At 50.1% G+C, this 531-nt stretch carries 1 pseudogene; it reads left to right on the top strand.

The features are described from left to right. Window positions 1-531, top strand: a pseudogene (locus RVS70_RS21970) (AIR synthase related protein); the annotation flags it as partial.

The following is a 531-nucleotide window of genomic DNA, read 5'->3' as shown; positions in this document are numbered from 1 at the left end:
GTTGATATCGGTGATAACCAAGCGGTTGTCTTCAAAATTGAATCACATAACCACCCATCAGCTCTAGAGCCTTACCAAGGCGCTGCCACTGGCGTAGGCGGAATCATCCGTGACGTATTCTCGATGGGTGCCCGTCCAATCGCTGTATTGAACTCTCTTCGATTTGGTGAACTGACTTCACCGCGAGTGAAGTAAGTGTTTGAAGAAGTAGTAGCGGGTATCGCCGGATACGGCAACTGTATCGGCATCCCGACAGTCGGCGGAGTGGTGCAATTTGACAGCAGCTATGAAGGAAATCCGCTTGTCAACGCTATGTGCGTCGGTTTAATCAATCATGAAGACATCAAAAAAGGCCAGGCGAAGGGTGTCGGCAATACCGTAATGGACGTAGGAGCGAAAACCGGGCGTGACGGAATCCACGGCGCTAAGTTTGCTTCTGAAGAGATGTCAGACTCATCTGAAGAAAAGCGTTCTGCTGTCCAAGTCGGCGATCCGGTTATGGTGAAGCTTTTGCTTGAAGCATGTGTGGAA

This window comes from Virgibacillus sp. M23, assembly GCF_034190895.1.
In the GTDB taxonomy this organism is placed as follows: domain Bacteria; phylum Bacillota; class Bacilli; order Bacillales; family Amphibacillaceae; genus Virgibacillus; species Virgibacillus salarius.
The sequence above is the reverse complement of the archived record's forward strand: the minus strand, read 5'-3'. Positions and strand labels throughout refer to the sequence as shown.